Annotated in this window: 17 protein-coding genes and 3 tRNA genes; 9 read left to right on the top strand and 11 right to left on the bottom strand. The window is 54.2% G+C overall.

What is annotated here, in order from left to right; translation table 11 throughout:
• Nucleotides 1–93 precede the first annotated feature (93 nt).
• From fucK to fucR, 3 genes are read left to right on the top strand one after another with little or no spacing between them, the layout of a single operon-like run.
• Entirely contained in the window at nucleotides 94–1,512 is a 1,419-nt protein-coding gene (gene fucK / locus HVZ52_RS04480) for an L-fuculokinase (protein WP_181598919.1), read from the top strand.
• Nucleotide 1,513: 1 nt separating this feature from the next.
• Nucleotides 1,514–1,936: an L-fucose mutarotase gene (gene fucU / locus HVZ52_RS04475; RefSeq protein ID WP_181598918.1), complete on the top strand. Its 423-nt coding sequence runs from the start codon at nucleotides 1,514–1,516 to the stop codon at nucleotides 1,934–1,936.
• Nucleotides 1,937–1,993: 57 nt separating this feature from the next.
• On the top strand, nucleotides 1,994–2,722 hold the full coding sequence (fucR, locus tag HVZ52_RS04470) for an L-fucose operon activator (RefSeq protein ID WP_094760837.1): 729 nt from the start codon (nucleotides 1,994–1,996) through the stop codon (nucleotides 2,720–2,722).
• 35 nt (nucleotides 2,723–2,757) lie between these two features.
• Here the strand turns inward: fucR and rlmM are convergent, their stop codons facing one another.
• The 4 genes from rlmM to HVZ52_RS04450 all read right to left on the bottom strand — a co-directional run bounded on the left by rlmM (nucleotide 2,758) and on the right by HVZ52_RS04450 (nucleotide 5,773).
• Entirely contained in the window at nucleotides 2,758–3,858 is a 1,101-nt protein-coding gene (gene rlmM, locus HVZ52_RS04465) for a 23S rRNA (cytidine(2498)-2'-O)-methyltransferase RlmM (RefSeq protein ID WP_003034040.1), read from the bottom strand.
• Nucleotides 3,851–4,246: a DUF423 domain-containing protein gene (locus HVZ52_RS04460; protein ID WP_003034037.1), complete on the bottom strand. Its 396-nt coding sequence runs from the start codon at nucleotides 4,244–4,246 to the stop codon at nucleotides 3,851–3,853. The genes rlmM and HVZ52_RS04460 overlap by 8 nt, the downstream gene beginning before the upstream one ends.
• Nucleotides 4,247–4,264: 18 nt before the next feature.
• On the bottom strand, nucleotides 4,265–5,182 hold the full coding sequence (gene gcvA / locus HVZ52_RS04455) for a glycine cleavage system transcriptional regulator GcvA (RefSeq protein WP_016154260.1): 918 nt from the start codon (nucleotides 5,180–5,182) through the stop codon (nucleotides 4,265–4,267).
• 363 nt (nucleotides 5,183–5,545) lie between these two features.
• Nucleotides 5,546–5,773, bottom strand: coding sequence for a YgdI/YgdR family lipoprotein (locus tag HVZ52_RS04450; RefSeq protein ID WP_016154261.1), 228 nt, complete (start codon nucleotides 5,771–5,773; stop codon nucleotides 5,546–5,548).
• Between the two features lie 192 nt (nucleotides 5,774–5,965).
• Here HVZ52_RS04450 and csdA point away from each other — a divergent pair, with 192 nt between their 5' ends.
• Together csdA and csdE are read left to right on the top strand one after the other, a co-directional pair.
• On the top strand, nucleotides 5,966–7,171 hold the full coding sequence (gene csdA / locus HVZ52_RS04445) for a cysteine desulfurase CsdA (RefSeq protein WP_016154262.1): 1,206 nt from the start codon (nucleotides 5,966–5,968) through the stop codon (nucleotides 7,169–7,171).
• Entirely contained in the window at nucleotides 7,171–7,614 is a 444-nt protein-coding gene (gene csdE, locus HVZ52_RS04440) for a cysteine desulfurase sulfur acceptor subunit CsdE (protein ID WP_016154263.1), read from the top strand. The genes csdA and csdE overlap by 1 nt, the downstream gene beginning before the upstream one ends.
• Nucleotides 7,615–7,661: 47 nt before the next feature.
• Here csdE and tcdA read toward each other — a convergent pair whose 3' ends face one another.
• Nucleotides 7,662–8,468 carry a tRNA cyclic N6-threonylcarbamoyladenosine(37) synthase TcdA gene (gene tcdA / locus HVZ52_RS04435; protein WP_181598917.1) on the bottom strand — a complete coding sequence of 269 codons (807 nt, stop codon included), beginning with the start codon at nucleotides 8,466–8,468 and terminating at the stop codon, nucleotides 7,662–7,664.
• Nucleotides 8,469–8,507: 39 nt separating this feature from the next.
• Nucleotides 8,508–9,605 (bottom strand): murein transglycosylase A, encoded by a 1,098-nt coding sequence (gene mltA, locus HVZ52_RS04430; protein WP_019077597.1) that lies wholly within the window; start codon nucleotides 9,603–9,605, stop codon nucleotides 8,508–8,510.
• A gap of 205 nt (nucleotides 9,606–9,810) precedes the next feature.
• On the opposite strand from mltA, the gene HVZ52_RS04425 reads away from it, so the two are divergent.
• The 3 genes from HVZ52_RS04425 (at nucleotide 9,811) to HVZ52_RS04415 (ending at nucleotide 10,109) form a co-directional block, all read left to right on the top strand.
• A tRNA-Met gene (locus HVZ52_RS04425) sits at nucleotides 9,811–9,887 on the top strand.
• Between the two features lie 34 nt (nucleotides 9,888–9,921).
• A tRNA-Met gene (locus tag HVZ52_RS04420) sits at nucleotides 9,922–9,998 on the top strand.
• A 34-nt stretch (nucleotides 9,999–10,032) separates the two neighbouring features.
• Nucleotides 10,033–10,109: transfer RNA gene (locus HVZ52_RS04415), tRNA-Met, on the top strand.
• A 74-nt stretch (nucleotides 10,110–10,183) separates the two neighbouring features.
• Here HVZ52_RS04415 and amiC read toward each other — a convergent pair.
• The gene (gene amiC, locus HVZ52_RS04410; RefSeq protein ID WP_016154266.1) at nucleotides 10,184–11,437 is read right to left on the bottom strand and encodes an N-acetylmuramoyl-L-alanine amidase AmiC; all 1,254 of its coding nucleotides are present in this window, start codon (nucleotides 11,435–11,437) and stop codon (nucleotides 10,184–10,186) included.
• 235 nt (nucleotides 11,438–11,672) lie between these two features.
• On the opposite strand from amiC, the gene argA reads away from it, so the two are divergent.
• Nucleotides 11,673–13,004, top strand: a complete 1,332-nt coding sequence (gene argA, locus HVZ52_RS04405) for an amino-acid N-acetyltransferase (protein WP_008785703.1) — start codon at nucleotides 11,673–11,675, stop codon at nucleotides 13,002–13,004.
• 46 nt (nucleotides 13,005–13,050) lie between these two features.
• Here the strand turns inward: argA and recD are convergent, their stop codons facing one another.
• From recD to recC, 4 genes are all read right to left on the bottom strand, one after another.
• A complete protein-coding gene (gene recD, locus HVZ52_RS04400; RefSeq protein WP_149381204.1) occupies nucleotides 13,051–14,871 on the bottom strand; it encodes an exodeoxyribonuclease V subunit alpha in 1,821 nt (606 codons plus the stop codon).
• Complete coding sequence (gene recB / locus HVZ52_RS04395) at nucleotides 14,868–18,413, bottom strand: exodeoxyribonuclease V subunit beta (RefSeq protein ID WP_181598916.1); 3,546 nt, start codon at nucleotides 18,411–18,413, stop codon at nucleotides 14,868–14,870. Before recB ends, recD begins: the two co-directional genes overlap by 4 nt.
• On the bottom strand, nucleotides 18,406–21,294 hold the full coding sequence (gene ptrA, locus HVZ52_RS04390; RefSeq protein ID WP_181598915.1) for a pitrilysin: 2,889 nt from the start codon (nucleotides 21,292–21,294) through the stop codon (nucleotides 18,406–18,408). Before ptrA ends, recB begins: the two co-directional genes overlap by 8 nt.
• Nucleotides 21,295–21,473: 179 nt before the next feature.
• Complete coding sequence (gene recC / locus HVZ52_RS04385; protein ID WP_181598914.1) at nucleotides 21,474–24,842, bottom strand: exodeoxyribonuclease V subunit gamma; 3,369 nt, start codon at nucleotides 24,840–24,842, stop codon at nucleotides 21,474–21,476.
• Nucleotides 24,843–24,850 lie beyond the last annotated feature (8 nt).

The raw sequence follows: 24,850 nt of genomic DNA, 5'->3' as shown, positions 1-24,850 counted from the left end.
TCTGGCCCGGTGGCGCAAGCTTACCGGGCCTGCGCAGTGAATTTTGTAGGCCGGGTAAGCGCTACGCCATCCGGCTACGTTTGGGGAGCGATTATGAAACAAGACGTTATCCTGGTTCTCGACTGTGGCGCGACCAACGTGCGGGCTATCGCCGTTGACCGACAGGGAAAGATTGTCGCCCGCGCAGCGACCCCGAACGCCAGTGACATCGCAACAGAAAACAGTACCTGGCATCAGTGGTCGCTGGAGGCCATTCTGCAACGCTTCGCCGATTGCTGTCAGCGCCTCTGCACGCAACTGGCCGCCTGCCATGTCCGCGGGATCGCCGTCACCACTTTTGGCGTAGACGGCACGCTGGTTGATAAGAACGGCAAGCAGCTGTATCCGGTGATTAGCTGGAAATGCCCACGCACCGCAGCGGTGATGGAGAATATTCACCGCTACATATCACCGCAGCAATTGCAGGAAATTTCCGGCGTCGGCGCATTTAGCTTCAACACGCTGTATAAACTGGTGTGGCTGCAAGAAAACCATCCGCAATTTCTGGAGCAGGCGCACGCCTGGTTGTTTATCTCGTCGCTTATCAACCACCGTTTAACCGGCGAGTTCACTACAGATATCACCATGGCGGGCACCAGTCAGCTGCTGGACATCCGGCAGCGCGATTTTAGTCATGACATTTTGCAGGCTACGGGCATACCGCGCCGTCTGTTCCCGCGCCTGGTTGAAGCAGGCGAACAGATTGGGGCTTTGCAACCAGAGGCTGCCAGCCTGCTCGGGCTTACGGCGGGAATTCCGGTCATCTCTGCCGGACACGACACGCAGTTTGCGCTATTTGGCGCTGGAGCCCAGCCAGATGAACCGGTGCTATCTTCCGGCACATGGGAAATTCTGATGGTGCGCAGTGCGCAGGTGGATACCTCCCAGCTCAGCCAATATGCGGGTTCCACTTGTGAGCTGGATAGCCAGGCTGGACTGAATAACCCCGGCATGCAGTGGCTGGCTTCCGGTGTACTCGAGTGGGTGCGTAAGCTGCTGTGGACTGCCGACACCCCCTGGCAGACGCTGATCGACGAAGCCAGGGTCATCCCGGCAGGCGCCGAAGGCGTGAAGATGCACTGCGACCTGCTGGCCTGTCAGAATGCGGGTTGGCAAGGGGTTACGCTCAATACCACCCGTGGTCACTTTTATCGCGCCGCGCTGGAAGGACTGACAGAACAGCTGCAGCGAAACCTCCATACGCTGGAAAAAATCGGTCATTTCCAGGCCACTGAACTGCTATTGGTAGGTGGGGGAAGCCGCAACGCGTTGTGGAATCAGATCAAAGCGAATGTTCTCGGGATACCTGTCAAAGTGCTGGATGACGCCGAAACCACCGTGGCAGGTGCCGCAATGTTTGCGTGGTCAGGCATTGGGGAATTTGCCTCACCGGAACAGGCACGCGGGCAGGTACGCTACCAGTACCGTTACTTCTATCCGCAAACCGAATCCGAACTAACAGGAGTCGAGTAACATGCTCAAAACAATATCTCCCTTAATTTCGCCCGACCTGCTGAAGGTACTGGCTGAAATGGGGCACGGCGATGAGATTATATTTTCCGATGCCCACTTCCCGGCCCACAGCATGGGACCGCAGGTTATCCGCGCCGACGGTCTATTGGTCAGCGACCTGCTACAGGCGATTATTCCGCTCATTGAACTGGACAGCTATGCCCCACCGCTGGTGATGATGGCGGCTGTTGAAGGCGATGCCCTCGATCCTGACGTCGAGGCCCGCTATCGTCAGGCGCTTTCACTGCAAACCCCCTGCCCGGACATCACGCGTATTGACCGCTATGCCTTCTATGAACGCGCGCAACAGGCGTTTGCGATCGTTATCACAGGAGAGCGGGCAAAGTACGGGAATATTCTATTAAAAAAAGGAGTAACCCCGTAATCTCTGGTCTGAATGCCCGTCAGCTACGGGCATTCATCATAAGATGAGGATCAGAACATGAAAGCGGCGCGCCAGCAGGCGATCGTAGATCTGCTTACCAACCACAAAAATCTGACAACCGAAACCCTTGCTTTGCAACTTAAGGTCAGCAAAGAGACCATCCGCCGCGATCTCAGCGAGCTACAAGCCCAGGGAAAAGTGCTGCGCAATCACGGGCGGGCCAAAGTGATTCATCGGGAAAATCAGGACAGCGGCGACCCGTTTCATATGCGACTCAAAAGCCACTATGCCCACAAAGCGAATATTGCCCGCGAAGCGCTGGCATGGATCGAAGAAGGTATGGTGATAGCCCTGGACGCCAGCTCAACGTGCTGGTACCTGGCGCGACAGTTACCGGACATCAACATTCACGTCTTTACCAACAGCCAGCCCATTTGCCAGGAATTGGCTAAACGCGAACACCTTCAGCTCATCAGCTCCGGCGGTCGCCTTGAGCGTAAATACGGTTGCTATGTTAACCCCTCGCTCATCTCGCAGCTCAAACCACTCGAGATCGATCTGTTTATTTTTTCCTGCGTAGGGATCGACAGCGACGGCGCACTCTGGGACTCTAACGCGACCAATGCCGACTTCAAGTCCATTCTACTTAAGCGCGCAGCGCAGTCATTATTGCTGATCGATAAAAGTAAATTTAATCGTTCGGGAGAGGCCCGGATTGGGCATCTGGATGATGTGACGCATATTATTTCAGATACGCCGCTGATTGAAACAATGCAGGCCGGATAAGGCATTTACGCCTTCATCCGGCCTGCAATTTTACCTTATCGCTCGTCGCGACGACCACCAACAGCAGCCCACAGGCGACGGACGTGCACGGTGACTTCTTCACGGTCATGATACAGCTGACGCGCCTGAATCTGGGCATTTACGCCATGCTCGTCAAGCTGTGCCTGAATATAAGCCAGGTTTTGCGACACCTCTTCGTAGCGTTTTTTCATCGGCAGCTTGAGGTTGAAGATAGTCTCTCGACACCAGCCGTTGACCAGCCATTGCGCCATCAGGGCGGCAACCTTCGCGGGCTTTTCCACCATGTCGCAAACCATCCACGAAATGTTATTGCGATTTGGCCGGTACTTAAATCCGTCTTCGCGCAGCCAGGTAACTTGTCCGGTATCCATCAGGCTTTGCGCCATCGGACCATTATCCACGGAGTAAACCCACATGTTGCGTTTAACCAGTTGATAGGTCCAACCGCCCGGGCATGCCCCTAAATCCACCGCATACATTCCGTTAGCCAGACGTTCATCCCACTCATCGGCAGGAATAAACACGTGCAGCGCTTCTTCCAGCTTCAGTGTTGAACGGCTCGGCGCATCGGCCGGGAACTTCAGACGCGGAATGCCCATGTAGAACGGGGAGTTATTGTCGGGCCAGGAATAGCCGGTATAGCAACAGCCTGGTGCGATAAAGAACACATGAACCACCGGACGTTTTGGCGTTTCATATTTTGCCAGCACGCCCGCTTCCCGCAGCGCCGCGCGCAGTGGTACGGTAAATTTACGGCAAAATTTAACCAACTCTTTGCTTTCATTGGTATCAGCAACTTCAACGCGCAGATCGCCGCCTTTCTCTACCACGCCCTGCAACATGCCGACAATCGGCGTAATGCGGTCTTCCGGCGGTAAATATTGCAGCAGTTCGCCCACCACAAACATTTGACGGGCAAAAATCAGCGAGCTAAACGGCAACTCTTTCACTAACTTTTCGGCATCGTCCTGCTGATAGCATTCGAAGATGACGTAACCCGCATTGTCTTTCACGCGGGCAAAACCGAAGATTTCCCGGCGTCCTGCTTTATCCGTAATTTCTGCGGCGCACTCTTTTTCAAAACCTGGGCGACACAACAATACAACCTTATTCATGGCTAACGCCCTTACGTTTCAATCGAATAGCGCCCACTAACATCAGCGCCCAGCCCACAAGGAAGCTGAAACCGCCGACGGGGGTAACAAACGCCCACAGGCGTAAATGCGAGAGCGCGAGGCAATACAGGCTGCCGCTAAACAGCACCGTTCCTAATGCCAAAAACACGCTACTCCAGTAAAACCAAATGCTAATGCGCCGCTGCATGGCGACGGCCAGGCCAAATATAGCCAGCGTATGGAACGCCTGATACTCGAGGCCAGTCTGGATCCACCCCATCTCAACGACACCGAGGGTTTTACTCAGAACATGTGCCCCAAAGGCGCCCAACGCCACAAAGATAAAGCCACTTACGGCGGCAAAAATCAGCATAAAACGGCTGGTCATGTGAATACCCTACGTAAATTATTGTTCATAACGAAAGCGGAATTTTTCTTGTTCCGTGGCCGCTTTCGCCAGAATCCACTGACGGAAGGCGGCTATTTTACCCAGTTCTGCCTGACTGTCATGACAAACCAGATAAAATGCGTTTTTGCTGACCAGAACATCATTAAACGGACAGACCAGACGTCCGGCTTCTATTTCGGATTGCGCCATGACGTTATTAGCCAACGCAATTCCCTGTCCATGGATAGCAGCCTGGAGCACCATGGCGCTATGGCTGAAGATGGGTCCCTGCTGTACGTTGATATGATTCAGGCCAAGCTGGCGCGTATAGGCTTGCCAGTCACGGCGCGACGCATCGTGCAATAATGTGTGTTTCGCCAGATCTTCGGGCGTCTTTAGCGGTTTATCACCGGTGAGTAATAGCGGCGAGCAGACCGGCAATAGATATTCTGCGTACAATTTTTCAACACGCAGACCCGGCCAGTTGCCACGTCCGTAGAAAATCGCCACATCAACGTCGTCAGCCAGTTTGTCTTCCTGACGGTCCACCGCCTGGATCCTGACATCGATTCCCGGATAAGCTGAGTTAAAGCTAGAGAGTCTGGGAACCATCCATTGGATTGCAAAACTGGGCAATAAACTCACAGTGAGCGCACCTTTTGCACTGCGTGCCTGAAGTTTACGCGTCGCGTCGGTTAATTGCGAAAAAATCTCTTTGATGTCGAGAAAGTAGCTTTGGCCTTCTTCCGTTAACAGCAAAGATCGATTGCGTCGACGAAACAGCTTCAGCCCCAGGAAATCCTCAAGTGACTTGATTTGATGACTTACTGCGGCCTGCGTCACAAAAAGCTCTTCTGCTGCGCGAGTAAAGCTTAAATGACGCGCTGCAGCATCAAAAACACGCAACGCATTTAGGGGTGGTAATCGTTTTGACATGACTTTTAGGCTTTGATGTTAAATGAATTTAACAATTAACCAACAGGTTGTAACCTATTAGTTTTTTTTATCTGAGCCATTATAAATTGTCCGTTGAGGTTCTACCAGCAAATACCTATAGTGGCGGCACTTCCTGAAGCCGGAACGAAAAGTTTTATCGGAATGCGTGTTCTGGTGGGCTTTTGGCTTACGGTTGTGATGTTGTGTTGTTGTGTTTGCAATTGGTCTGCGATTCAGACCATGGTAGCAAGGCTACCCTTTTTCACTTCCTGTACATTTACCCTGTCTGTCCATAGTGATTAATGTAGCACCGCCAAATTGCGGTGCTTTTTTTTGTCCGACTCTTTGTCGATGGACGACCGGTTAGTTATCCAGTTCTACCATCTCTTTCACATCGGTACGGTTAATCTGCTGTTTGTTGCCGTTAGCGTCTTTATACGAAATCATCCCCGTTTCATTGTCGGTCTGTGGCTTACCATCAGATACGATTGATCGACCATCATTGGTGTGCATCACGTAATTCGAACCAGAACAGGCGCTCAGGGCAAAAGTCAGCATACAAGCAGAGATAATTGCGGCAGTCTTTTTCATCTTTTTCTCCTTAAAGCGATTTATGCTATTAAAAACACACTCCGTAACAGGCTAAATTGCTCGCCTAACGGTATATAGCATAAGACACTGCGTGGACTTTGCCAGGATATCCAGAGTATTCCGATGGTTAGCACACCCCTTGTATCAGCGCCCTTTTTGCGCCACGATCGGTTTACTGAACTGAGGAATACCATGAACGCTTTTAACCCCGCGCAGTTTCGCGCGCAATTTCCCGCACTCAACGATGCTGGCGTCTATCTCGACAGCGCTGCTACCGCACTGAAGCCGCAGGCAGTGATTGAGGCCACCCATCAGTTTTATAGCCTGAGCGCCGGGAACGTCCACCGCAGCCAGTTTGCCGAAGCACAGCGCCTGACCGCACGCTATGAAGCCGCGCGGGAAAAAGTCGCAAGCCTTATTAATGCGCCGGATGACAAAACAATCGTCTGGACCCGCGGTACGACGGAAGCGATCAACATGGTTGCCCAAAGCTATGCGCGACCGCGGTTACAACCGGGTGATGAGATTATCGTTAGCGCAGCAGAACATCATGCCAACCTCGTGCCCTGGCTGATGGTGGCGGAGCAAACGGGGGCGAAGGTCGTCAGACTACCGCTTAACGACCATTTATTGCCAGACGTTGAAAGCCTCGCGCAACTCATCACTCCACGCAGTCGCATTCTGGCGCTTGGGCAGATGTCGAACGTTACCGGCGGTTGCCCGGATTTGGCCCGCGCCATTACGCTCGCCCATGCGGCTGGCATGGTGGTGATGGTGGATGGTGCACAGGGGATTGTCCATTTCCCCGCCGACGTACAGCAATTAGACATTGATTTCTATGCGTTCTCGGGCCACAAGCTGTATGGCCCCACCGGCATTGGCGTGCTGTACGGTAAACCGGAACTGCTGGATGCCATGTCTCCCTGGCTCGGTGGCGGTAAAATGATTAGCGAAGTCAGTTTTGACGGTTTCACCACCCAGGCTGCTCCATGGAAGCTGGAGGCCGGTACGCCTAACGTTGCTGGCGTTATCGGGCTAAGCGCAGCGCTCGAATGGCTGGCGGACGTTGACGTGGTGCAGGCCGAAAACTGGAGTCGGGGTCTGGCGACGTTGGCAGAAGATGCGCTGGCGAAACGCCCCGGCTTTCGCTCCTTCCGCTGCCAGGACTCCAGTCTGTTAGCCTTTGATTTCGCAGGGGTTCATCACAGCGACATGGTGACGTTGCTGGCCGAATATGGCATTGCACTGCGTGCAGGACAACACTGTGCGCAACCGCTGCTGGCAGAACTGGGCGTATCCGGGACGCTACGCGCCTCATTTGCACCTTATAATACGCAAAGTGATGTAGATGCGTTGGTCGCAGCCGTTGACCGCGCGCTGGAAATATTGGTGGATTAATGACAAGCCCTCTGTTCGCCGGACACCCGTTTGGCACAACCGTAACGGAAGAGACGTTACGCAATACCTTTACCCCGCTCACCCAGTGGGAAGATAAATATCGCCAGCTGATTCTGCTGGGTAAGCAGTTGCCAGCGCTTCCGGATTCGCTAAAGGCACAGGCCAAAGAGATCGCGGGCTGCGAAAACCGCGTTTGGCTGGGGCATACCCTTCATGAGAATGGTACTTTGCATTTCTTCGGCGACAGCGAAGGTCGCATTGTACGCGGGCTGCTGGCGGTATTACTCACGGCGGTCGAAGGTAAAACTGCAGCCGAGTTACTGGCGCATTCGCCTATGGCATTATTTGACGAGCTAGGTTTACGCGCGCAGCTCAGCGCCTCGCGTACCCAGGGGCTGCATGCTCTGAACGAGGCGATTCTTGAGGCTGCCCGACAGGTTTGATGGTTGCCGGATGGCGACGCGAACGCGCCTTATCCGGCACAACACATTCAACTCTGGCGCGCCGCTTTCGCCATCATCTTCTTCAGCGCGTGTGAGACGGCAACAAAGCCAAAGGTGGCGGTCACCATAGTGGCCGCGCCAAAACCGGATGCGCAATCCATGCGCTTCGGCCCTTCCGCCGTCGCCTTCATCGCACATACCGAGCCATCTGCCTGCGGGTAAACCAGCGCTTCGGTCGAGAACACACAGTCCACGCCCAGCTTGCCTTTGCTGTTTTTCACCACGCCAAAATCGCTTTTCAGTCGCTCGCGTAGCTTGGCTGCCAGCGGATCCTGGATAGTTTTTGCCAAATCAACGACCTGTATCTGCGTCGGGTCGATCTGCCCTCCCGCACCACCGGTGGTCACCAGCGGAATTTTGTTACGCCGACACCAGGCGATCAGTGCCGCTTTTGGGCGCACACTATCAATCGCATCAATGACATACGAATAACCCGCACTCATATACTCAGCAACATTATCCGGCGTGACAAAATCATCGACCACGTTCACCCGGCACTCCGGGTTAATCTGACGGATACGTTCAGCCATCACTTCAGCTTTTGCCAGGCCGACGTTATCGCGCAGAGCATGGATCTGGCGGTTAGTATTGGTGACGCACACATCATCCATATCGATGAGCGTGATGGCGCCAATACCGGTACGCGCCAGCGCTTCCACCGCCCACGACCCTACCCCGCCAATCCCGACCACGCAAACGTGCGATTGGGCAAACAACTGCAGCGCATTTTCGCCATACAGACGCGCCGTACCGCCAAAACGCTGGCGCCAGGCATCACTGATAACCACAGACATAACACCTCAAATTAATTAATATCGAGCGCCATCCGGCTATTAACCGCTGAACACGTTACCCGTACCCGGCGCTGTTTTCAGTACCCACACGCGACCGTAGTGATTATACCACCCCGCACGGTGTCCGGCGTCAGCACCAATGCCCTGATAGATATCGAAGTGTTGCCCTTTAATAGCGCCACCCACATCTAACGCCACCATCAGGCGCAGTTCGTACTGGCCGGTAAACTTGCCGTTATTGTCCAGTAACGGGACTTCCGCCAGCAATGTTGTGCCCGCCGGAATGATACTGCGGTCAGAAGCCACAGACGCGCGGCCAATCAACGGTACCGCGCTGGCCCCTTTGACCGGTGCAAAAGATTGCGGTTTAAAGAAGACAAACGATGGGTTCTGCTCCAACAGCTCACGCACTTCGGCTTCGCTGTGCGTTTCACCCCAATGGCGAATAGCCTGCATCGACATATCTTCTTTTTTCACTTCGCCACGATCGATAAGCACCTTACCGATGCTGCGATAGGCGTGGCCGTTTTTCCCGGAATAGCTAAAGAAGTTAAGCGGGCTGCCATCGCCAAAATCGATGTAACCACTGCCCTGCACATCCATAATGAAGTTATCCATTAGGGAGTTGCTGTACGCCAGAATGTAGTTGTCGCTCAGCGCGCCCGCGTAAATCTCGGCACGGCTTGGTAAGCGGCCACGTTTTGGCGGCATGCGATAGATAGGATACTGAAACTCGCCCTGGCGCGTATGGCGCGCCTGGATAACCGGCGTGTAGTAACCGGTAAACTGGACGTTACCGTAGTTGTCCGCCCCTTCCATTTGCCAGGCATCAATACCAAACTGGCGCATACTGCGCGTATCACCGCCCGCACGTAACCACTGCTGGATAGCGTTGTAAACGTTGCTCTGGTTGCCGTACAAACGTGGCGAAGCGCTGCGAATTTGATTAACCTGCTCGGCGAAATCACCGGCATTGATTGGTGCGCCAACCGCATCAGGCTGGTTCACCAGTGAGAAAGGCTGGGTAAATTTCCCGTCTTTATACTGCTGCCCACGATCGGTGGGTTTTGAGGAACACGCGGCGAGCATCGCGACGACTGCTCCCGCAAGAAGATATTTTGCCCAACGTCCTTTCATTGTTCTCGTCTTATGTTGCCTGAATGCGAGACGAAGATAACAAACCCCCGAACCTAATGAAATGCGTATACATACCCGAACGCAAATTTTGAGCAAAAAACAATCCAGAATGCGTTGTTTTTGTTCATTTTCACCTTAAAAACGTGATCAAGGTGAAAAAAGGGTTGCATGAAAATGCGAGCAGAGTATAGTGCGCATCCACGGACGCGGGGTGGAGCAGCTTGGTAGCTCGTCGGGCTCATAACCCGAAGGTCGTCAGTTCAAATCTGGCCCCCGCAACCAATTAAAATTTGATGAAATAAAAGCAGTACGGTGACGCGGGGTGGAGCAGCCTGGTAGCTCGTCGGGCTCATAACCCGAAGGTCGTCGGTTCAAATCCGGCCCCCGCAACCAATCAAATTTGATAAAATATAAAGCAGTACGGTGACGCGGGGTGGAGCAGCCTGGTAGCTCGTCGGGCTCATAACCCGAAGGTCGTCGGTTCAAATCCGGCCCCCGCAACCAACATTATAAACACCCTAAAGGGTGTTTTTTTGTATCTGCGGTCCATAAAAAAAGCGCTTTTCAGCGCTTTTTTGTTATCCCCTTCTCGCCAGCGTCGCGCCATCGGCAAAGTAGGCTTTGATCCCCGCCAGAATCGACTCTGCAACTTCCTGCTGGAAGGTCGCAGTTTTGAGCTTGCGCTCTTCCTCAACGTTACTGATAAATGCGGTTTCCACCAGAATAGACGGAATATCCGGCGCTTTTAGTACCGCAAACCCGGCTTGTTCAACCTGGTTCTTATGCAGATTGTTAACTTTACCGAGCTTATTCAATACCGCTTTACCAAACTTCAGGCTGTCGGCGATGGTCAGCGATTGCACCATATCGAACATGGTATGGTCGACGTAGCGATCGCCGCTCTTGCTGACGCCGCCAATCAAATCCGAGGCGTTCTGAGTTTGCGCCAGATATTTCGCGGCGGTGCTGGTCGCCCCTTTAGTCGAGAGCGCAAATACCGACGAACCTCTAGGCTGTCGACTGGTAAATGCATCGGCGTGAATAGAGACAAACAGGTCTGCACGCTGCTTCTGCGCTTTCGCCACGCGGACTTTAAGCGGAATGAAGATATCTTCATTTCGCGTCATAAAGACCTTCATGTTGCCCTCTTTCTCTATGAGGGCTCGCAGGCGTCGGGCAATCTGCAGCACCACATCTTTTTCACGCGTCTTGTATTTCCCCACCGCACCGGAGTCCTCTCCGCCATGCCCTGGGTCGAGCATAATGACAATGGGACGATCGCGCCCCGCTTTACCCGGCTGCGGGCCACTTTGCGCAGGCGGCACCTGTTTGTCCAGATCGCCCTTGTTGTATTCTTCCAGCAACGCCAGCAGCGGATCCTGAACATCCTGGGCATTCGCGGGATAGAGATCCATCACCAGACGTTCTTTAAAGCCGGCCACCGGAGCCAGCGCAAAAAGTTGTGGCTTCACATTCTGTTTCAGCTCGAACACCATCCGCACGGTCTGTGGGTCAAACTGCCCGACGCGCGCCGATTTAATATACGGATCGTCAGGACGGATCTGCGCACCCATGCCCTTGAGCACCGAGTTCAAATTAACGCCTTCAATATCCACAACCACACGCTCAGGATTACTCAGGGCAAACTGTTTGTATTTCAGCAGGCGGTTAGATTCTACCGTGACGCGGGTATAGCTGGACGCTGGCCAGACACGTACGGCAACGACCTGACTCATGGCAGCCAGACCAACCTGGCTGACGCTCAAAAGCCACATAGCACCCGCACCTTTCAGTAAACGGCGGCGACTGATTGCTGAATTGGATCCCGACATGCTTCTCCCGAGCAAAAAGAAATCTTTATTGAGGTAATACGTAAAACGTCTGAATTGACCGGAAACTTTAGCGAATGACGCATAATCTGTCATCTATAAAAGGGTAAACATTCTTTTTATATTCACGGCATTACTGAGAAAAATCTTCGGCATGGGTAAAAATTACGCTTGCGCACAGCGCCAAAACAGAATAAAAATACACAAATTACGAATAATCATGCAATGAGGGTGTGCCGTGGTGAAGGAGCGTAGAACCGAACTGGTACAGGGATTCCGCCATTCTGTTCCCTATATCAATACCCATCGGGGAAAGACGTTTGTCATTATGCTGGGCGGCGAAGCCATCGAGCATGAAAACTTTTCCAGTATCGTCAATGACATTGGCCTTCTTCATAGCCTCGGCATCCGCCTTGTCGTGGTCTATGGCGCACGACCGCAGATTGATGCCAATCTTGCGGCACATCATCATGAACCGGTGTACCACAAGAATACGCGCGTTACCGACGCTAAAACCCTGGAGCTGGTCAAACAGGCGGCAGGGTTACTTCAGCTTGATATTACCGCCCGCCTGTCAATGAGCCTGAATAATACGCCATTGCAGGGGGCGCACATCAATGTGGTCAGCGGTAATTTTATTATCTCCCAGCCGCTGGGCGTTGATGACGGCGTGGATTACTGCCATAGCGGACGTATTCGTCGTATTGATGAAGATGCCATTCACCGCCAGTTAGACAGTGGCGCGATTGTGCTGATGGGTCCGGTCGCCGTTTCCGTCACCGGTGAGAGCTTTAACCTGACTTCAGAAGAGGTCGCCACGCAGTTGGCTATCAAACTGAAGGCAGAGAAAATGATCGGCTTTTGCTCCTCTCAGGGCGTCACCAACGATGATGGCGATATTATTTCCGAGCTGTTTCCTAACGAAGCCCAGGCGCGCGTTGAGTTGCAGGAAGAGAAAGGCGATTACAGCTCCGGCACAGTGCGCTTCCTGCGTGGGGCAGTGAAAGCCTGTCGCAGTGGGGTACGGCGCTGCCATCTGATCAGCTATCAGGAAGATGGCGCATTGCTGCAGGAACTGTTCTCCCGTGACGGGATCGGTACGCAGATCGTAATGGAAAGCGCCGAGCAGATCCGCCGCGCTACCATTAACGATATCGGCGGGATTCTGGAGCTGATCCGCCCGCTGGAGCAGCAAGGCATTCTGGTACGTCGCTCCCGCGAACAACTGGAAATGGAGATCGACAAATTCACGATTATTCAGCGCGATAACCTGACCATCGCCTGCGCCGCTCTGTACCCTTTCCCGGAGGAGAGAATTGGCGAAATGGCGTGCGTGGCGGTGCATCCGGACTACCGTAGCTCATCGCGCGGGGAAGTATTGCTGGAGCGGATCGCCGCGCAGGCCCGGCAAATGGGACTGAGCAAGCTGTTCGTGCTGACCACGCGCAGCATTCACTGGTTCCAGGAACGTGGTTTCACGCCGGTGGATATCGACCTGCTGCCGGAAAGCAAGAAAGAGATGTACAACTATCAGCGGCGGTCAAAGGTGCTGATGGCGGATTTGGGGTAGTGGTCGTTGCCGGATGCGGTATAAATGCCTTATCCGGCAACGAATTTTATTGATTAAACAACGCCGACAATCCGCTGCGACGTTCGGTGCGGGTGGCAATGGCGTTACTTAATATCCGCTCATCGGCATACAGTGACAGACGCCGGCGCGCGCGGGTGACGGCGGTATAGACCAGCTCGCGGGTAACCACGGGTGAATGCTGGCTGGGTAAAATCAACGCCGCATGGTCAAACTCAGATCCCTGCGATTTGTGCACGGTCATCGCCCAGGTGGTTTCATGTTCAGGTAAGCGACTGGGCTGGACTGATTTGATAGAACCGTCCGGCAGCGCAAACCACACCCTCAGGCCCTGTCCACGATCGAGGGCAATGCCGATATCACCGTTAAATAATCCCAGCGAACTGTCATTGCGCGCGATCATCACCGGTCTTCCCTCATACCAGCGGCTATGCGTTGAACGATGAATTTTACGTTTTTGCGCCATCACCTGCTCAAGGCGTTCATTCAAACCACCCACGCCAAACGGACCTTCACGCAGGGCACACAACAGCTGATACTCATTGAAGGCCTGAATGACCGCATCCGGCTCAGCGCCCTCTCGCAGTAAATCCAGATAGTGCCCATAACCCGCCAGCGCCTCATCCAACATCGCGGCGTAATCTTCGCTGCTATGTAGCGTGCGTTTTTCGATGTCGCTAAACCCCTGCTGGAAGACCGTTTTGAGCGCGGCTTTGTCACCACGATTAATCGCAGCAGCCAACTGACCGATTCCGGAATCGCTACCGAAACGGTAACTCTTTTGCAGCAGACATAAACTGTCGCGCAAAGCGGCTGCCTGAGTTCCCAGACCTGCCGGAATAGCGCTTCCGGTCAGACGACTGAGCTGGCGGGCACGTTCCGGGGTAAACCCGTCACCGACGAAAGCACAGATATCCCCCAGCACCGCCCCCGCTTCGACGGAAGCGAGCTGGTCACGATCGCCAAGAAAAATCACCCGCCCGTGCGGCGGCAGCGCATCGATAAGGCGCGACATCATCGGCAAATCAATCATCGAGGCTTCATCCACCACCAGCACATCCAGATGCAGCGGGTTTCCCGCATGATGGCGCAGGCGCTGACTGCCTGGCTGAGCGCCTAATAATCGATGCAACGTACTGGCGTCATCGGGAATGCGTTTCTTTTGCTCTTCGGTTAACGGCAGTTCTCGTAGCGCTGCGCCCAGCGAGGCAGTCAGGCGCGCTGCCGCCTTTCCAGTAGGAGCCGCCAGGCGAATACGGCAGCGTTCTCCCTCCGCCATCTGAATCAACGCCGCCAGAAGCCTCGCAACTGTTGTCGTTTTTCCGGTCCCCGGCCCGCCGGAGATCACCGATATACGACGGGTCAACGCCACCGCAGCGGCCACTTTTTGCCAGTTAACACCTTCCGCTGGTGGAAACAACGCCGCCAGCGTGTGGGTCAGCCGTTGTTCATCCACCTCAATGGCGTGGTTAACTTCACTGAAAAAGCGAGCCACCGCCCGTTCGTTATGCCACATCCGGTTCAGATACAAGCGATCGCCGTGCAGCACCAGCGGCGTGGGTTGCTCACCACGGCTTACCGCCCCGGAGGCCAGCAGACATTCCGTCCAGTCTTCTGGCTCCCCCACTTCAGCGAGCCAGGCGCTTAAAAGGGGATGGGCATCCTCGCTCAGGGATAACCGTGAAAGTGGTAAGCAGACGTGCCCTTCTCCTGCTTCACGACTGAGCAACGCCGCCGCCAGCGCAACGGCAGGGTTGTCATTTCCGGCAACCGCCAGCGCAAACTGGGCATCCAGAGGCCGGAGCTGTTTTTGCTCCACAGCTTCCAGTAATCGTTTCTGGATTGTCATGACATCTCCTCCAGTGGCGCACCGACAAACATCTCGTCCATCAAGGCGATTAACTCCCCGTCTGGTCGGGTCGCGTAAATTCCCTGTTGCGGATTTTCACTGTCAATGCCACGCAAGAAGAGATAGATAACACCGCCAAAATGGCGTTCATAATCGTAATCAGCAATGCGATGGCGCAAGTAGCGATGCAGCGCCAGGGTATAAAGTTGATACTGCAGGTCGTAGCGATGCGCCTGCATGGCAGAGGCCATCGCCTGCTGCGTATACGCTGAGCTGTCTTCCCCCAGCCAGTTCGATTTGTAATCGAGAAGGTAATAACGCCCCTGGTGGCGGAAAACCAGGTCAATAAATCCTTTCAGCATGCCGCGTACCTGCATAAATTCCAACGCAGGACACCCCGCGGAGAGCGGATCGTATTGGCGAATTAACGCATCAAGTTGGCTGGCCATCAGCGGCTGCGAAATCGGCAGGTAAAACTCCATCTCCACCTGTTTTTCACCCGCGGAAAGATGGCTCAAACTCACGCCCGTCTCGTTGAGAGGCGCCTGCAAAATGGCATCCAGCCATTCGGTCAAAACCGGCGTCCAGTGCGTGTCATAACCGCCCAACGCCAGTTTTTCCTCGACCCAACGCGGATCTACCGGTTGAGTAAAGTCGAGATCTTCAAACAGGCTATGCAAGAATGTCCCTGGCGAAGCGCCGCGCGGGAACTGATGCGGTGTAAGCCCTGACTCTTCAATAACCTCACCAACGCCTGCGGCATCAATATCCAGTCGCGGGATCAGATCCTGCGCGATTCCATGCCCACGCTGTTGCAGACCGGAATAACTGGTCACGCGCCAGCTATCGCCGGGCGTACGCTGCAGTATTTTCGCACTCAGTTCGCAGCTAACAGCCTGCGCAACTTGCCAGCGTTCACCGTCAGGCTGCGCAGGCGTCTGGCAGGCAATATCGTCGCTGCACAGCGCTTCAATCGCACTACGCAGACCCGCGGCATCCATCGGCTCACCTTTTTGCAACAGGCGACCAAGGGCGCTGTGATGTACATCGGTATCCCCTTTTTTATCGCCCCGACGTCGCACCAACGGCGCCACGCCAAGGCTGCAGTGCCATACCGAACGGGTTAGCGCGACATAGAGCAAACGCAGGTCTTCCGCCAGACGTTCCGCTTCAGCCAGCTCAACGCTCTCCTCGGCATCGCTGAGATCCAGCACGGCTTCAAAAGAGCTGCGATCGTGGTAGAAAGCCTGATCCTGGACGCGGAAATTCGTGATAAACGGCAGCCAGACCAGCGGATACTCCAGCCCTTTAGATTTATGGATAGTGACGATTTTGACCAGATGCTTGTCGCTTTCCAGCCTGAGCTGCTGGCTGGATGCGTTGCTGTCGGGTTCAAGAATATGCTGGGACAGCCAGCGCACCAGCGCATGCTCGCTTTCCAGCTGCGAGCCTGCTTCCTGCAACAGTTCGCTGATATGTAAAATATCGGTCAGGCGGCGTTCGCCCCCCGCCGTCGCCAGCAGGTTTTCCGCAATCTGGCGGGTTGTCATCAGCGCGCGCAGCATCGGCATCACGCCGCGTTTATGCCAGATCTGACGATAGCCATCAAACTCTTCGACCACCGCATCCCAGGCATTTTCATCGTTATTTAACGCTTCAAGATCCTGCGCATTCAGCCCCATCATTGAAGTCGCCAGCGCGCTACGCAGCGTGTTCTCACGCTCCGGCGTCATCACCGCCTGCAGCACCCACAGCAACTCCCGCGCTTCCAGCGTTTCAAATACGCTGTCACGGTTGGAAAGGTAGACGGAGGGAATTGCCAGCTGCGTCAGCGCATCACGGACCAGTGCCGCCTCCTGGCGGCTACGAACCAGTACGCTGATGTCCGACGCGCGTACCGGACTGGATGTTTTACCACTGACCAGTTGCGCAGCGCCAGACTGCCCGGCCTTAAGCCAGTCGCGAATTTGCGTGGCGCACACCTGGGCCATGTAGTTCTGGTAATCGCCTACGCCGCAGCTTTCCCCTTCCATCAGCCACATGCTCATGGCTGGCTGTGTCTCACCGTGTAAAACAAACCGAAACGACTGGTTTTTTTCTGCAAATTTTACCGGGCTAAAGGGGATTTCGCGGAACATAAAGGCGTCATCCATCTGGCTGAAAAGCGTATTTACGCTATTGACCATGCCGGGGGCCGAACGCCAGTTGGTATCGAGCGTATAGTGTGCGCTGACCTCGCTGCGCGCCTTCATATAGGTGAAGATATCCGCGCCGCGGAACGCGTAAATCGCCTGTTTTGGGTCGCCAATCAGCAGCAGTGCGGTATCCGGCTGATGCTGCCAGATACGACGAAAAATACGGTACTGCTGCGGATCGGTATCCTGAAATTCATCGATCATCGCGACCGGAAAACGGGTACGAATAGCCGTCGCCAGCGCATCACCGCTTTCACTGCGCAACGCCGCATCCAGACGGCTGAGCATATCGTCAAAGCCTAGCTCACCGCGGCGTCGTTTCTCCTCGGCAACCGCTGAACGGATCTCCGCCAGCGCCCGGGTGATCACCAGATCGCGGAGAGTTAACGGTTCGCTAAGCAGTTCATCAATAGCGACAAACAGCGGGTGCTGAGGGGTTATTCCGCCCGCTTTGGTGCGTTCTTCCAGAAAACGCTGTGAGAATTTCTCCAGCGCGTCAGGAAGCTGATAACTTTGGGTTTCTTCTTGCGCCCATGCGCTGATCTTTTCGATCCACTTGCCCTGGTTACCACGATTAAATTTACGCCGGTCAATCCCGGAGGCTTCCAGCAGGCCATCCAGCTCATCAACGGAATCACGCCATTGCTGCTTGATCTGGTTAATGCGCGTGAGAATTTGTTCGTGCCGGGAAGCCAGCGTTTCGTCATCAGACGGCGGAGCCTTGATGACCGGCGCTTCCCCCTGCAGATAGCGATCGATGTCTCTCAGCAGAGCCTGCGGTCCTTTCCACGTTTCAAAAATCACCTGCGCAATGTCGCGGGGTAGTGGATAGCAGTGTCGACGCCAAAAGTCCGCACAGGCCTGATAGCGCAGCAGCGATTCATCTTCTATCAGTTGCTGTTCGAACAGCATGCCTGATTCAAAGGCGTTGAGGCTGAGCATACGCTGACAAAAGCCGTGGATGGTAAACACCGCCGCTTCATCCATCTGTCTTTCAGCCAATAGCAGCCACTGAGCGGCCTGTTTTTTATCGGCGATTTCATCTAACAAACGGGCATATAGCGGGTTGTCGGTTGTTTCACGCAGGCAGGCAATTCGCAGTTCATGAATGTTGCTACGAATTCGACCACGCAACTCTTCGGTGGCCGCCTCGGTGAAGGTGACCACGAGCAGTTCTTCAACGGTCAGAGGACGAGGAAAGGCGGCAGAGCCGCCCAGTCCAAGCAATAAACGTAAATACAGGGCGGCGATGGTAAAGGTTTTACCGGTGCCCGCAGAGGCTTCAATCAGGCGCTCGCCCGTCAGGGGCAAGCGCAGTGGATCAAGGGACTCAGCGGCATCATTCATTCTTATCACTCATCAGGGGTAAGGTTTGCTGCAACGCGCTGACGGTCTGCCACACTTTCCAGCCTTCCGGGTGCACATATTCTGCTTTCCCGTTCTGACTGCCGGAAACCTGTGACAGTATCGCCATGCCTTGCGGCTCAACCACCGCCTGATGGAAGAAGTCGGCAAGTTTTTGCGGCGTCAGCAGTTTAATCTGAGCCACTATTTTATCACGTGAATCGAAGCGCATATTGCCGCGATCAAAATCTTTGCTTAACTGTGAGGCTTCTTCCCCCAGCGTTTGCGGCGCCTGCAGCATTTGCGCAATAATCGCCTGCTGAATTTGCGCAAACTCTTCAGGTTTCATCGCCCGCAGCTTCGCTTCCGCCGTCGGGAAGAACGCTTTATAACGCTCCCAAAGATAAGACGGCTGCTTATCATTGCTTTGCAGCAGGAACCCCATTCCCCACTGACGGCCGATACTCATCGGGAAAGCAAATACAGCGTAGCCTAACTGCTCTTCAGTACGCAGTTGATTGTAGAACCACGGCTGAACAATCTGCCCTAACATGGCGCTGTAGGCTGAACTGGCGTATTCATCGTATCCGGTTGGCACAAATACCGCCGCCAGCGCGGAGTCCGTGCTACTGCCTGCTTTTTCAAAGATGACGGACTGCTTCTTGTCCACAACCACATCTTTATTGCGACACCACTGTGACCCGTTAGCGCCAAGCTGTTGTTGGATATCCCGCGCCATAGTCGTCGCCTGAGCGGCGCTCATATTACCTATTACCAGGAATTCAGGCCGCGCACCGGTTTTTAAGGCGTCGCGGTACGCCATCACCTCTTTCAGGGTGATGGAAGGCAGTAGCTTACGGCGCTCATCGCGTGAGAAGTACGGCACCTGAGAAAGCATTTGCACTGGCATAATTGCCTGATCGTAGGCTTTACCCTTCTCTGCAGAATCCATCATCTGGGCATACCAGGATTTCGCCTGTTCCAGCTGTTCATCCGTTGAGGTGTAGCTGAAATAGCCGCTCAGCAGCGCCTGAAAAAGCTGCGGCAGACGTTGGGTATAGCCGTTGGCGTTAAGCATCAACCCATTGTTAGCGTTGGTAGAGAAACCAATTCCACCTACCGACGCCTGGTTGCTTAACTGATCGAGCGCAATCCCCGCCAGGTAATCGTTAAGTGCGAATAATACCTGGTTGCGAGCGCTGTCCATGGCCTTCGGGTTACGCAGGATCACGCTGACGTCAGCCTTCGGCTCACTGGCAAAATACTGGCTCGGCGCATACACCACGCGTAGATCCGGCTCATCAACGATCAGTTCCGGGTGCGCGTATTTTTTATCCGTTTTAATCAGCGTGAAATCATCCGGAATGTAGGGGTTCAACTCCGGTAACGACAGCGCAATGCCCTGCGCTTTTTGCTGCCAGTCGGCAAAGGTTTTGTCGCTGATTTTATCCACCTGGTAAGGCGCATCGACAAAATAAGCGGTTTTATTATGCGGTTCTTTCGCACTGATATACCAGATACGCGCATTCTGTGGCGTCATCATTGCCAGGCGTTGCTCAACGGCTTTCACATCGTACTGGTCGGCAATATTCACCGCATCCAGCGTATGTTCGACAGGAACGCGGATCATGGTATCAGCCAGCCATTCCACGTAGTCCATATCACGGGTGATGGAGGGATAACGGAAATCGAGATCCAGTACGTGCGCCAGTTCGTCAAAATAGCGTTTATCGACGCCTTTATCGCGTAACAGATTGAGATAACTGAAAATTGCCGCAACAACTTCATCGCGATTCGCCAGCCCTTTGTCGGTTAACGTCGCGGAAATGGCTAACACGCCGCTGTTCCCATTGACCACCGGATCGGAATCCGCACGAATACCTTCAACCAGTCCCTGCTTTTGCAGCCAGTCAGACAACGTGCCAGGGCTACGATTACCAATCAGATAGGTCACCAGCTCATCGGTTTTACTGCGGAACTGCGCGCTGTTGTTATCGATACGAAACTCGACGCGCAGTACTTTACGCGGCATTGCCGGAACATAGTGGATGATGACGCCCTTTTGCGCGTCGGTGACTACCGGTACGGTAATTTCAGGCTTTACGATATTTCTGTTCGGTACGCGTCCAAAGGTGTCAGCAGCTATCCGCGCCAGCTCTGGCAGCGGCTTATTGCTATAAATCACCGCCTTCATCAGGTTCGCGGAGTAGTACTTTTCATGAAATTTTTGTAATGCCTGCACCACCGGGTTTCCCGGTTTATCGCTTAATGTCTCGAGATTTCCGCCGGAGAAACGCGAGCCAGGGTGCGCCGGGTTGATGGTCTCAGCACTCACCTGCGCCATACGCATCCCGTCTCGGGTACGCGCCAGCGTCAGCTCGGAGTTAACCGCGTTACGCTCACGATCGGCATATTTTTTATCCAGCAACGGAGCGGCAATAGCGTCCGCCAGGCGATCCACCGCCCCCACCAACGCGTCGTTTTCGACTTCAAGATAGAAGGCCGTACGGTAAGGCGCGGTGCTGGCATTGTGGCTGCCGCCGTGCATTTTCAGGAATTCAGCCAGACTGTCCGGCTGTGGGTATTTTTTCGAGCCCATCAGACACATGTGTTCGAGATAATGCGCCAGCCCCTGATGCTCGTCCGGATCTTCCAGCGAGCCCACGGGAACCACCAGTGCAGAAAGGGATTTCACGGCCTGAGGATCGGATACCAGCAACACGACCATGCCGTTATCAAGGCGCACGGCCTGATACTGGCGGGTGTCTTTATCGCTTTTACGGATGGTTTCAGCTAAAGGCTGCCAACCGGTATCTGCCTGACTTACGGGAACCCAAAGGGCGACGAACAACAGTAATGCGCTGAACCAGGTGCTGCGGGGCATTCACAAACCTCATCATTAACGTATTCACCTGTTCACAGCAAAGCACGCATAAATACGTGGTCTGAACAGGGCAAGACTATGTGCTGAACGAGCCAGCATCCTCTCTTTGTAAGAATCAGTCCGTGACAGAATGCGCATCATAGTGGAAGCCATCGAGCTGCGCAATTTTTATACAATCATCATGACTGATTAAAGCGAAAAATCGGTAACAGGTAGCGCTGAGACTGTAAAACAATAGTCTCCAGCGTAGCCGCATCCAGCTGACGCCAAAGACGCTGATACCAGATATCATCACCTTCACCCCGTACCATCATGTTGCCTTCATAGGCCTGCAGAAACTTACTGCGCGCTTTTTGCAACGTTGCATCGTCATCTAACATGGCATCATTTACGGCGTCATAACAGGTTTTTATCCAGGCGCCGCCGCTTTCGGACAATACCAGCAATGGTGACGACATGCCTTCCCGATACCCGTCAATGAGCTGCGACAGGTACAGCAGCGCCTGCTCTGCATCCAGTGGCGGAAAACGCCATTCCCCGTCTTTACGCAGGAACAACCGGCTCTCTCCCGTACCGCCACTGGCACAATAGACAAGATGTTCCAGCCAAAGTTGCACACCCTGCGCAATGCTTATCAAAGATGGGCGCCAGCGCAACAAACCGTCCTCTTGCACCTGTGGCAGCCAACCGGTGATTTGCACGCCGTTACAGTTAAGATCGATTTCCATACTCTGGCAGGGCTGACGACAGGCGATAATGCGTTCAGCCAGCGACTGCATCTCCTGACGCTGCGTATCCCACAGAATTTCGCCAAATGGCCCATAGGGAAGCGTGCCCGCCGCACGAAAACGGCGAAACAGTTGTTCAGCATCCTTCTCTTCAACCAGCGTGTTAAGCAATTGCTGATTAAGCTGATAGCGGGTTAATCCTTCAAGAGTGAACGGTTCCGTTTCCGGGATCTCACTTTCTTCAGAGCGGAAGTTGACCCTCAGCCGCATCTGGAAAAAAGCCCTTACCGGATGAGCCCAAAATCGCTGCAGCGTTTCCAGCGTCAGCGTTTCAGGCATCTCAAAGGGAAGCGTCTGGACAAAATCCGTGTGCGCTTTTCCTGACAGGCTCGCCGCAGGCAGCCATTCCCGGGCATAGCTTTGCTGTTCGCCCGGCAGATAGTTTTGTGCATCAAAGGGCATACGGGTATGCAAACGGGTAATGTGTGCTTTTACCCGGGCTTCGCTTTGATCGCAGGTCAATGATTCATCGCCCGGCAGATAGTGGCTTTGCCCGATGTAGTCCATCAGTTCCTGCACCAGTACCGACGGGAAGCGCTCGCTGTTGTCCTGAATGGAGCGGCCAATGTAGCTGATGTAGAGCGTTTGCTGTGCTGAAATCAATGCTTCAAGAAACAGGTAGCGGTCATCATCGCGACGGCTGCGATCGCCCCTCATCGGTTTTTGACTCATCAAATCAAAGCCCAACGGTGCAAGCTGACGCGGATAAACGCCATCGTTCATACCCAGCAGGCACACCACCTTGAAAGGAATAGAGCGCATCGGCATCAGCGTACAAATGTTAACTGGCCCCGCCAGGAAGCGCTGGCTAATGCGCTCCTGGTCAAGACGCTGGGCCAGCTCATCACGCAATAGAGAAAGCGGTATGGCATCACCATACTCAGCCCCCAGACCTTCAGTGATAATGGCCTGCCACTGCTGTTCAATCAGCGTCATCGCCGCTTCGGTATCTGCATCCGGCAGGAAGAAATCATTAAGCATGTCCCGACAAACGGGCAGCCATTCTTCCAACGGGCGCTCCTGCGCTAACCCTCTACGCCAGAGATTGAGCTGCATCAGCAACGAGGCCAGATGCCCTACCAACTCGGCAATCAAACCGTTAGACTCATCGTATGGCAATACCGATTGCCACTCGCCCTGCGCGCTTTCCATCGCGTAGCCGAGCAGCATGCGCGTTAAACCAAATTGCCAGGTATGCTGACCTGTAGGCGGAAGTTCCAGTTCACGCACGTTATCGTCGTCAATTCCCCAGCGAATCCCGGATTCATTGACCCATAACCGAAGATAGCGCAGCCCTTCTTCATCGATATTGAAACGCGCCGCCAGCACGGGCACATCCAGTAATGCCAGCACATCCTCTGAGACAAAACGGCTATCCGGCAGCGACAGCAGGCTAATAAAGGCCTGTAAGACAGGATGAGACTGGCGCGCCCGACGGTCGGAAATCGCATAAGGTAAGTAACGCTCAGTTGGTGCGCTGCCAAAGACCGACTGAATAAACGGGCTGTAGCTGTCGATATCCGCCACCATCACAATAATATCGCGCGGCGTCAGCGTGGGATCCGCTTCCAGCATTGCCAGCAGACGGTCATGAAGAATTTCTACCTCGCGCTGTGGGCTATGACAAACATGGAAAGTCACGCTGGTGTCGTTCAGCTCAAGCCGTCGTTTATTATCGCTACGCGAATACTCTTCCAGCGTAACGCCCGCCACGGCATGACTTTCAAGTTCCAGAATATCCGATTGAATATTATGCAAAAGATTGTCAGGCGTAATATCGACAAACGCATCCAGCTCCTGACTATTTTCCAGTTCTGAAAGCAGATAAATGTAATCGCGCCCCAGTTTGCCCCACGAGGCCAGCATCGGGTTGCCCACATCCTGTTCACCATCGCTGTTAAACACCCCTTCGGCTTTCTGACTATCGCGAAACAGCGGTAGATGGCGTTCTTCAAAGCTGTGCCGACGCTGACGCGCCATCAGCTTCGCCAGCCAGGCGGGATCTTTTATATCTCCCCAGTAGTAGCGACAAGGGTTGGTAAACAGCAGATGAATATCAATGTGCTTGCCCAGCGCCTGCAATGCCTGCAAATAAACCGGCGGCAGCGCCGAAATGCCGCAAATAAAGACGCGAGAAGGCAGTCCCTGCGGGCACTCGGACGAGCTTTCCAGAGTCTGAATAAATCGTTGGTATAAATTGGCGCGATGCCAGCGCGGCTGGCCCAATTCCTCGGTGTGTTCCACCAGCGCTTTCCACAACGGCGCCTGCCAGGCCTGAGATTCGCCGAGTCCCTCAACCAGTCGCCCGGCTTCCCACTGGGTCAACCACTCAGGGCGATAGACTAAATACTGGTCAAAGAGGTCAGCCGCGCGCGAGGAAAGCTGAAACAGCTTACGTTTATCGGTGTCGTCCGTCAGATAGTGGCGCAGCAATGCGAAGTCATCGCCATCCAGCAATTGCGGCAACAGCGTCATCAACTTCCAGCTCATGCTCTGTTTGCTGAACGCGCTCTCTTTCGGGATATCCGGCAGCACGCGCACAAACATATCCCAGATAAAACTCGCGGGCAGCGGAAAATCGATGTTGGCGGCAATACTAAACTTCTGTGCAAGGGTCATTTGTAGCCACTGCGCCATACCGGTACTTTGAACCAGGATCATCTCAGGTTCAAAGGGGTCGTCCAGCCGCTCGCGCTCAACGATAAATTCCATTAACGCTTCCAACACATCCAGACGATTGGAGTGGTAGACCCTTAACATAGCGACTC

The sequence above is a fragment of the Citrobacter sp. RHB36-C18 genome, assembly GCF_013814485.1.
GTDB classification, from domain to species: domain Bacteria; phylum Pseudomonadota; class Gammaproteobacteria; order Enterobacterales; family Enterobacteriaceae; genus Citrobacter; species Citrobacter braakii.
The sequence above is the reverse complement of the archived record's forward strand: the minus strand, read 5'-3'. Positions and strand labels throughout refer to the sequence as shown.